Raw genomic sequence first — 10033 nt, forward strand, 5'->3', positions numbered from 1 at the left:
GGAATCGGCTCTGGGGCAGCCGGTCCGGAAGGGTCTCTACGGAATCCCTTGCGGCGGCGCCGGCTCGAAGTCGGGCACAGCGAGGGGTTCGTGCAAGTACACCGCCGGGGCGCTAAAGGTGTTCTGCACCACCCGGCCGTCGGGGTAAATTTCGAGCCGCTGGACGCGATGGCCGTGCCCGAAGGTGATGGCAAGCTCGAGCTCCCGCCCATAGACGGTCTCGAACGCCGCGACCATGGCGGCCTCGGTGGGCCGGTAGACGTTGATCCAGTGGTCGTTGCCGGCCCGCACCACGAGCGGAAAGGACTCACCTTCGACGGCGAAAGCCAACGCGGTCTGCGCTCCGTCGGCAGGCGTCACCAGCCAGACGTCGCGGCCCACGGTGATCGTCTCGTCGGTCGCCTCGCCGTCGGCGTCGAGAAGGTGGAATTCGCCCGCGGGCCGCTCCGCATCCGCCGCCTGCGCGAAGCGCCGGGCCATTTCCGTGCTCAGGTCATTGGCATTCCAGTACACGATCTGGACCGATTCGGGCAGCGCGGCCAGCACGGGATCAACCGCTCTATCGGTGGTCAGGCTCACCACGAGGTCATAGCCGGCAAGCGCGTCCGCCGTGGCCTGATCGGGGGTCATGAAGTCGGCCTGGGGCACGTAGCGCCGCAGGTAGTGCCGCAGCAGCAGGCGCTGACTCTCGAACAGGTCGTTCGTGCCGGCCGGATACGCGTCGGCCGGATCCCCGAGGATGACCGCGCGCGGCAGATCGTCGGCTCGCGTCTCGGTCAGCTCGGCCAGCTGCGCCTGCGCCAGCTCGTAGCGCCGCCATTCATAGGTGTCGTCCGGGAAAAGGTGCGAGCCCTCCCAGAATTCGTTCCAGCTGTAGATGAATATCAGGCCCGGGTTGCTGTGCGCGGCCAGCCAGGCGGTCTCCTGCAGATAGCGGTTGTCGTCGCGAATCACGCGCAGGGTCCCGTCGCGCTCGGCGACGCCGCGGTTGTCGAAGATGTAGTTCCAGGTCACCACGTGATGCCCGAATTGCCACTGGGGCACGTCCACCACGAAATTGAATGGCGCGTAGTCGTCCGGCCAGCGTTCGAACGCGAAGGCGTGGACCCTTGTCGAGGCCGACCAATCGAAGATCATGTCGACGTCCAAGGCCTTCTCGACGCGTCCGGCGATCTCGGCGAAGAACCAGGTCCACGCGTCCACGTCATCGAGCGCTTCGGGGAAGCCGTAGGCGTAAACGACCACGGGAAGCCGTCCGAACGCGTCGAATAGCCACAGGTCCGACGGTATTCCCTGGTAGAAGGCGATGACCTCGTCCGCGATCTTGCTGACGCTGGCCTCGTCGGCCGCGATATAGGCACGATCACTCAGAACTGCCCGCGCGCCGCTGAACAGCACCTCCCAGTCGTAGAACAGCCCGATCTTCAGGTCATGACGCCTGAGGGAATCGATCGCGACGGACGACGGTTCCAGGAGGTTGGCGCCCGTCAGATACCACTCCCAGACGATGCCATCGACGCCCAGATCGCGGATCAGCTCGAAGTTCACGTCGTAGTACGCCGCCGATCCCACCTCCTCCCGCGTCAATCCAACCCGCTCCCAGCTCAGCCCGTGGGTGAAGTACTCCGTCGGGAGGAAGCTCTGGTCCCACCAGTCGAAGAAGTGCACGGCGCTGACGGGGCGCGGCGGCTGGAGGTGCGGACGCTGGTCGGCGCGGTGGGGCACGGTGGCGTGGGCCGGGATCAGCTCCGCGGCCTGCAGCATCTCGAGCACGGAAATCCGCCGCGGCGCGGCGTGCGCGGCGGGATCGTAGACCCACGCCCCCCGCTGGGTCCGCAACGCGTAGCCCGCGTGCGTTCGCGCCACCGCCATCGGCCATCCGTACAGCGCGATGGCCGCGTCGTCACTCTCCAGGGTTTCCGCCGCCGTGTGGTAGGCCGCCCGCAGCGCCACGCGCCACGGTTCCGCCCCCTCCAGCAGCGCCAGATGCCGGTTCCGGACCTCGTCCCAGGTCAGTCCCTCGTCGGCCGACCAGTCGGCCGGCGCCGGGATCCCAAAGTCCTCCAGCAATTGGGCGTCATGCCCCCGCGCGGACAGGAAGTCCATCACATTAACGATCGATGCGCCCCGGGTGGGATCCGCGCGCAACAGGCCGCGCTCGAACACTTGCCGCACCCAGCCGTCGAGCAGGAAGCGGCGCGACACCGGCGCCCCGAGGGTGTCCTCCCCGCCGAGGTCCCGCCAGCCCGACCAGAGGCGCATGCCCCGGTCGTCGGTAACGGAGAAGCCGAGAGCGGTCTCGTCCGCCGCGTCCGACGCGAAGAAGGCGCCGAATCCTCCTGGTACCGCCGTGCCCTGCGCCTGGGCGGCGCGTGGAACGGCGACAAGCACGGCCAGGAGCACGACCAGGCACACGAAACGCGCGCCGGCGCGCCCGCCGCTCGGCAGGCGGGTCCTCGGAGCCGGCATTCGCCTAGGCAACGCTCGGCCGAGCGTTTCCCGGCGCGCCGCGTGTCGGCGCGGACGCTTCGCACGGCATCCTCACGCCGGAACCGCCACGTCGGCCGGGACGTCCCGCGGAGGAACCGGTTCGAAGTCCGGGATTGCGAGGGGTTCGTGCAGGAACACGGCCGGGGCGCTGAAGGTGTTCTGCACGACGCGGCCATCGGGATAGACCTCCAGCCGCTGGATGCGGTGACCGAGCGCGAAGGTGATGGCGAGCTCGAGCTCCCGCCCATAGACCGTCTCGAAAGCGGCGACCATGGCGGCCTCGGTGGGCCCGTAGACGTTGATCCAATGGTCGTTGTCCGCCCGCACCACGAGCGGATACGACTCACCCTCGAACTCGAATGCCAAGGCAACCTCAGCCCCGACCGCAGGCGTCGCCAGCCAGACGTCGCCACCCAGATTGATCGTCTCGTCGGTCGCCTGGCCGTCGTCATCGAGGAGCGGGAATTGGCCGTGGGGCCGGTCTTCCTCCGCCGACTGCGCGAAGCGTTGCGCCAGATCCGTGCTCAGGTCCGTGGCGTTCCAGTACACGATCTGGACCGATTCGGGAAGCTCGGCCAGCGCGGCATCAACCGCCCGATCGGTGGTCAGGCTCACGATTAAGTCATAGCCGGCCAATTCGTCCTCGGATACCTGCGCAGGCGTCATGAAGTCGGCCTGAGGCACGTAGCGCCGCAACAGGTGGCGCAGCAGCAGGCGCTGGCTCTCGAACAGGCCGTTGGTCCCCTGTGGGTAGGCATCCGCCGCGTCTCCAATGATGACGGCGCGCGGCAGATCGTCGGCCCGCGTCTCGGCCAGCTCTGCCAGCTGCGCCTGCGCCAGCTCGTAGCGCCGCCACTCGTAGGTATCGTCCGGGAAGAGGTGCGAGCCTTCCCAAAACTCGTTCCAGCTATAGATGAAGACCAGGCTTGGGTTCGTGTGCGCGGCCAGCCAGGCGGTCTCCTGGAGGTAGCGGTTGTCGTCGCGGATCACGCGCAGCAGCCTGCCGCGCGCACCGCCGCGATTGTCGAAGATGTAGTTCCAGGTGACGACGTGATGCCCGAATTGCCACTGCGGCGCGTCGACCACGAAATTGAACGACGCGTAGTCGTCCGGCCAGCGTTCGAATGCCAAGGCCTGAACCCGCGACTCGGCCGTCCAATCGAAAATCACATCGACCTCCAGCGCGGTCTCGACCCTGCTCGCAAGCTCGGTGAAGAACCAGGTCCACGCGTCCACGTCGTCGAGCACTTCCGGAAAGCCGAAGGCGTAGACGATCACCGGGAGTCGCCCGTCCGCGTCGTAGAGCCACAGGTCCGGCGGAATGACCTGGTAGAAGGCGATCACCTCGTCCGCGATCTTGCTGACGCTGGCCTCGTCGGCCGCGATGTAGGCCTCTTCGCTGAGCACCGGCTGGCTGCCGGCATGCACAACCTCCCAGTCGTAGAACAGACCGATTTTCAAGTCGTGGCGTCGCAGGGAGTCGAGCACGACGGGCTTCGGCGTCAGGCCCACGTTCTCGTACCACTCCCACATGACCCCGTCGACACCGAGGTCGCGGATCAGCCTGAAATTCACGTCGTAGTAGGCCGACGACCCGATCTCCTCGCGCGTGAGGCCAACCCGCTCCCAACTCAGCCCGTGGGTGAAGTAGTCCGTCGGCAGGTAGTCCGGTCTCCACCAGTCGAAGAAGTGCACCGCGCTGACCGGGCGCGGCGGCTGGAGGTGCGGCCGCTGATCGGCGCGATGCGGCACGGTGGCGTGGTCCGGGATCAGCTCCACGGCCCGCAGCATCTCGAGCACCGAAATCCGCCGAGGCGTGGCATCCGTGCCGGGGTCGTAGACCCACGCCGCCCGCTGGGTCCGCAGCGCGTAGCCCATCTCGGTCTGCGCCACCGCCAGCGGCAACCCGTACAGCGCAAGCGCGGCATCGTTGTTCGCCAGCGGCTCACGGGCCGTGCGAAATGCGGTCCGCAGCGCCACCCGCCACGGCTCCGGCCCATTCAGCAGCGCCAGGTGGCGCTCCCGAATGTCATCCCAGCTTTGCCCCTCGTCGGCCGACCAATCGGCCGACGCCGGGATGCCAAAGTCCTCCAGCAACTGGGCGTCGTGCCCGCGCGCGGACAGGAAGTCCAGCACGTTCACGATTGACGCGCCCCGCGCGTGATCCGCGCGCACGAGGCCCCGCTCGAACACCTGTCGCACCCAGCCGTCGAGCAGGAAGCGGCGCGAGACCGGCGCCCCAAGGGTGTGCTCCCCACCGAGGCCCTGCCACCCCGACCAGAGGCGCATGCCCCGGTCGTCGGTGACCGAAAACCCGAGCGCGGACTCGTCTGCCGGGTCCGACGCGAAGAAGACGCCGGCGTTGATCGGGGTGGCCGGCCCGGCGGCGCCAGCTTCGGGCGCACCGACGCTCAACGCCGCCGCGAGCATCGCCGCGCCGGCCAGCCACCCGGCGGCGCGCCCGCGGCCCGCACCGCGACGGGTCCAGCAATGGATCCTGATCACCGGTCTGGGGCGCAAGGCGTCTACGATCGTCCTCGCGTTGATAGCGCTCCCCTGCTCTATTCGCAGATTGTTGGCCGAGCATAGGTACTTTTGACCCCTATGCACACAAATGAATGCTGTCACCCGGTCGCCGCGGGGAACGTGCCACGCAACAACGCCCCGGATCGCAAGCATCTTGGAATTGCCCCAGTCCCACTAGAAAATCCTCGGGCGGGCCAGATATCATCTGTGGAGGGTTGTCGACGCGCCGAAGCCGAGGCTTTTCCAGCCAGGGCGCGGAGCCGGCCCGCCAATTGAGATTCGGAACTCGCTCGGGAGGCACTAGTTCCACCAGACCCGGCGGCGGCCGGCGAGCGTGCCGATCGTCACTGAGGTCTAAAGCCGGTGCGTGTCATGCCGCGCCGGCAAGGAGTGCCTCGTGGCCAAAACGCGCCGGGCAGCGACCCCAGCGCCGCAATCCCCCCGAATGGAACGCTGGGACCTGCTGGGGCTGGTCGGAATCGTTCTCAGCGCGCTTGGCCTGACCGCCTTCATCGGTCTCTTCAGCCGGGATGGGTTTGTCGTCGCGGCGAGCGGCGCCGCCTACATCGAGGTCTTCGGCCGCGCGGCGTCGATCGCCGCGATCGCATGCATCCTGGTTGGACCCGCGCTGCTGCTGAGCGGCGTGCGGAGGCGATCGATCGTCGGGCCGGGGCACGTGGCCGCGGCGGTGGCGTTCGTGCTGGGGCTGGCCGCCCTGGTCGGTCTGGCGGCCCCGGAAGACGCGCTGGCGGCTGACAGCGGCGGCTGGATTGGCCGGTTTATCGGCCACGGGCTCGCGGCGAGCGTGGGCGGGGCGCCGGCCTACGCGCTGCTGGCCCTTGCGACCGTGGCGGCGGTCGGCTACGCCCTGCTGGCCTCGGCGCGCGGCGCGGCGACGACGCGGCTAACGGGGCGGTTGCTCATCGACGGGGCCGTGTACCTGGCACGAATCGTTGCCGCGACGGCATCCGCCGCCAAACGCCGCCTTGGTCCGATCTTCCGGCCGCAATCCGCGGATAAGTCGCGCCGGGCGTCGGAAGCGCCGGAACCGGCGGTCGACTCGCCCGAAGTGGTCAACGGCTCGTCGAAACCCGAAGATTGGGAGCAGGGCCCGCTGATCCGCACCGCGCCGACCGTGGCGACGGCCCCGGCCACCGAGGACGACGACGAGGGCCCGTGGACGCTGCCGTCGATGGACCTGATGCAACCGACGCCGCCGGCGACCGACGTGCCCGACGCCGAGATCCGGTCGAAGGCCCAGGTGATCGTGGATACGTTGGCCTCCTTCAACATCGAGGCCAGCGTGCCGGAGGCGATTCCGGGTCCGGTGGTGACCCAATACCTGGTGCGGCCGGGCACGGGCGTCAAGGTGGCGCGCATCACCGCGCTGGCCAACGACCTGGCGCTGAAACTGGCCGCGCGCAGCCTGCGCATTGAGGCGCCGGTGCCGGGGCGGCCCTATCTGGGCATCGAGCTGCCGAACGACGAGCCGTTGGTCGTCAGCGTGCGCGAGGTCATGGAGTCCGAGGCGTGGGTGGGGTCGCGCTCCAACCTCAAGCTGGCGCTGGGCAAGGACGTGGCCGGCATGGTGCAGGTAGTCGACCTGACGGCGATGCCGCACCTGCTGATTGCAGGGTCCACCGGCGCCGGGAAGTCCGTGTGCCTCACGTCGCTGATCACGGGCTTGCTGTGCCAGACCACGCCGGACGAGCTGCACCTGGTGCTGATCGACCCCAAGATGGTCGAGCTCGTGACCTTCGACGGCGTGCCCCATCTGCGCATGCCCGTCGTGACGGACATCGACGACGCGGTGCCGGTGCTCACGTGGGTCAGCCGCGAGATGGCCCGGCGCTACCGCGTCTTCAACAAGGCCGGCGTGCGAAACATCAAGGGATATAACGCAAATCCGACCGAGGCCACCGACGGCAAGCCGCTGCCCTACCTCGTCACGGTCATCGACGAGCTGGCGGACCTGATGATGACCGCGCCGGGCGACGTCGAGCGCCTGTTGGCGCGACTGGCGCAGCTGGCGCGCGCCACGGGCATCCACCTGGTGGTCTCGACGCAGCGGCCGTCGGTGGACGTGGTGACGGGCTTGATCAAGGCCAATTTCCCAACGCGCATCTCGTTCATGGTCAGCAGCCAGGCCGACTCGCGCACGATCCTGGACGGGGCCGGCGCGGAGCGGTTGATCGGCCGCGGCGACATGCTGTTCGCGCCACCCGAAGGCGGCAAGCCGATCCGCGTGCAGGGGGTCTATACCGACGACGCGGAGATTAATGCGGTGGTCGACCACTGGCGCGAGCAGGGCGAGCCGCAGACGCTGACGACCGAGGACCTGCGGGACGCCATCGAAGAGGGCGACTCGGAGGAAGACGAGCTGTACGTGTCCGCAACGGAACTCGTGATGCGGCACGAGAGCATCACGCCCGACCTGCTCAGCCGTGAGCTGCGGATCGGACGGTCCAAGGCGCAGAAGCTGGCCATGCAGCTGGAGGCCGAGGGCTTCGTGGGGCCGCCGGAACCGCAATCGGCGCGGCGCCAGGTGCTGCAGCGCAGCGAGACGGTCTAGCGCCCGCAGAGGCGTTTCGCCAACTGCCCATTCCAGGCACAGTGCACGCCTTCGGGTCCGAGCGGCCTGGATTCCGGCTTCCGCCGGAATGACGGAGAAGCTGCGCAGAGGTTCCAGCCAGGAAATAAGGACCCGGCGCATTGACGCTGACGCCCGGCCCGGCTATAAGCGACGAAAGCGCCGGGCGCGGGCGACATACAGCGGCGCCGCAAGCGGGTGGAGGCTCTGCCGATGACGCGTGACGAACTTCGGGAACTGATCCAGGGGCCGATTGCGACGGTCCCCACGCCGTTCGACGATGACTTCGAGGTCGATCACGGCTGCATGCACGCGATCACCCAGTGGTGGGTGGAGCAGGGCCTTGTGAAGGGCGCTGCCGTGATCAAGGTGGCGGCGGCCATGGGCGAAGGCCCGATGCTGAGCGATGAGGAGTGGCCCGCGCTCTTGCGCACCGTGGTGCAGGCGGCCGATGACCGCGCGGCGATCGTGTGCGGGCTCCACTACAAGGACACCAAGCGCACGATCGAGGACGCGAAGCGCGCGCAGGACCTGGGGGCCATGGCGCTCCAAGTGTGTCCGCCGGTCTTCAATCTGCCGAGCCAGGGCGACGCGATCGACTACTTCAGCGACCTGTCGGACGCCATCGACATCGGCATCATGGTCTATCACACCCACTGGCTGCCCGGCGGTCGGATGGAAGTGGACACGCTGGACACCATCGCGGACATCGACCAGGTGGTGAGCATCAAGTGGGCGGCCCCGGCGGATGTCGACTACGACGAGATGGCCCGCTTCACGGACCGGGTGAGCGTGATCGACAACGGCGGCGGGCCGATCCGCTGTCACCAGCTCGGCGGGCGGGGCTATATCAACCTCACGTCGGATATTCACCCGGCGCACGACCTGCGCGTGTGGGAGCTCATGGAAGCGAAGCAGTACGACGAGGCGGAGACGCTGTTCGAGTCTGTGAACGAGCCGCTGCGCCTGTTCGCCGAGCGCATGGACCAGCGGTCGGGCGGGCAGGGACGGGTGAAGAAGGGGTTGACCGCGGTGATGGGCCGCCCGATGGGGGCCTCGCGGCCGCCGTCCAAGCCCCTCAACGATCAAGAGCTCGACGAGCTCCGCGAGATCGTGCGCGGCTTCGGATGGCCGGTGGCGTGAGGCGGCATCCGACATCATCGTGGCAACGGGAGGTGTGCCCATGCTGACCATCGACGAGGCCAAGGCACGGCTGCAGGGCGTGGTGGTGCCGATTGCGACGATCTTCACCGACGACGGCGCGGTCGATCTCGACGGCCTGGCGTCCAACGTGCAGTGGATGATCGACCAGGGCGCGCGGCAAGGGAACACCGTATTCCTGGCCGCGGGGTCCGGCGGCGACTTCACCGTGCTGAGCACGGAGGAGCGGCGCCAGGTAATCCGAACCATCGTGGAGGTCAGCGGGGGACGGGTCCCGGTGATGGCCGGCGTGCAGAGCACCGACATCCGCGTCGTGATCGAGCTGTGCCAGTTCTGCGAGGACTTGGGCGTGGATGCGGCGCAGATCAGCGCGGCGTACTACTACACGGTGACGCCCGAGGACGCCGTGGTCTGGCACGAGGAAGTGGCGCGGCACACCGACGTCGGCTTCGCGGCGTATAGCCATTGGTACAGCGGATCCAAATACGACGTGCCGGTGGACTTGATGGCGCGGCTGGTGGAGCTGCCCAACACGATTGCGGTGAAGTGGGGCTCGCCGGACATGGGCAGCCACCTCGACGGGTTGCGGCGGTTCCTACCGCTGGCGGCGGTGGTGGACAACTCGCCGCTGGTGGTGTTGGGCCACATCCTGGGCTGTCGCGCGTGGATCAGTCACGTGCCGAACTTCCTGCCGCAGCACTCGTGGCACGTGTGCGACCTGATGCAGGAGCGCCGCTACGAGGAGGCGCAGCGCGTGTTCGACGACTTCATGGTTCCGTACGGCGAGATCATCGGCCGGATCGGCGCGCAGACGGCGGGTGAGGGCGTGTTCGTGAAGCCGTGGATGGCGGCGATGGGCCTGCAGGCCGGGGGGTCGCGGTTGCCGTCGCGGGACGCCGCAGCAACGCCCGAAACGCACGCGGAGATTCGCGAAATTTTGGCGCGGCAGCGCGAGGCGGTGCCGGCGTAGGAGCCTCGTAGGGGCGGATTTGTAACTCGCCTCTACACCAGACGCGGAACGCGCCTCCACGATTCTCCGCGTGGATTCCCGCGTTCGGAGACCTTTGCAAGACTCGGCCACGCTTGGGAATGACTGGGCGAACCCCATACGCCCCCAGGTTCAATGATGGGTGGATTCCCGCCTTCGTGGGAATGACGGATTGGGGGCGCGGTAGCGAGAGGCGGTGCCGGCGTAGGGGCGTAGCGACCGGGGGCGCCCACAAGACACCCCAGGTGCCTAAGGTGTCAAGCCGCGAGCGGTTCGAG

General features: G+C 68.2%; 5 protein-coding genes. 3 read left to right on the plus strand and 2 right to left on the minus strand.

From position 1 onward, the window contains the following. Positions 1-36: 36 nt before the first annotated feature. Both OXG79_02565 and OXG79_02570 read right to left on the minus strand, forming a co-directional pair. The gene (locus OXG79_02565) at positions 37-2469 is read right to left on the minus strand and encodes a hypothetical protein (GenBank protein ID MCY3782649.1); all 2433 of its coding nucleotides are present in this window, start codon (positions 2467-2469) and stop codon (positions 37-39) included. A gap of 72 nt (positions 2470-2541) precedes the next feature. Beyond that, a complete protein-coding gene (locus OXG79_02570) occupies positions 2542-4995 on the minus strand; it encodes a hypothetical protein (GenBank protein MCY3782650.1) in 2454 nt (817 codons plus the stop codon). A gap of 418 nt (positions 4996-5413) precedes the next feature. On the opposite strand from OXG79_02570, the gene OXG79_02575 reads away from it, so the two are divergent. The 3 genes from OXG79_02575 (at position 5414) to OXG79_02585 (ending at position 9737) form a co-directional block, all read left to right on the plus strand. Continuing rightward, the gene (locus tag OXG79_02575) at positions 5414-7588 is read left to right on the plus strand and encodes a DNA translocase FtsK (protein ID MCY3782651.1); all 2175 of its coding nucleotides are present in this window, start codon (positions 5414-5416) and stop codon (positions 7586-7588) included. Positions 7589-7819: 231 nt separating this feature from the next. After that, a complete protein-coding gene (locus tag OXG79_02580; GenBank protein ID MCY3782652.1) occupies positions 7820-8749 on the plus strand; it encodes a dihydrodipicolinate synthase family protein in 930 nt (309 codons plus the stop codon). A gap of 40 nt (positions 8750-8789) precedes the next feature. Further along, positions 8790-9737, plus strand: a complete 948-nt coding sequence (locus OXG79_02585) for a dihydrodipicolinate synthase family protein (GenBank protein MCY3782653.1) — start codon at positions 8790-8792, stop codon at positions 9735-9737. Positions 9738-10033: the final 296 nt, after the last annotated feature.

It is taken from the genome of Chloroflexota bacterium, from assembly GCA_026706485.1.
Lineage (GTDB): Bacteria > Chloroflexota > UBA11872 > UBA11872 > UBA11872 > JAJECS01.

Excerpts from the sequence above, each read along its gene's own strand:
- OXG79_02580 (MCY3782652.1), top strand. The coding sequence starts at position 7,820 with ATGACGCGTGACGAACTTCGGGAACTGATCCAGGGGCCGATTGCGACG.
- OXG79_02585 (MCY3782653.1), top strand. The coding sequence starts at position 8,790 with ATGCTGACCATCGACGAGGCCAAGGCACGGCTGCAGGGCGTGGTGGTG.
- OXG79_02565 (MCY3782649.1), bottom strand. The coding sequence starts at position 2,469 with ATGCCGGCTCCGAGGACCCGCCTGCCGAGCGGCGGGCGCGCCGGCGCG.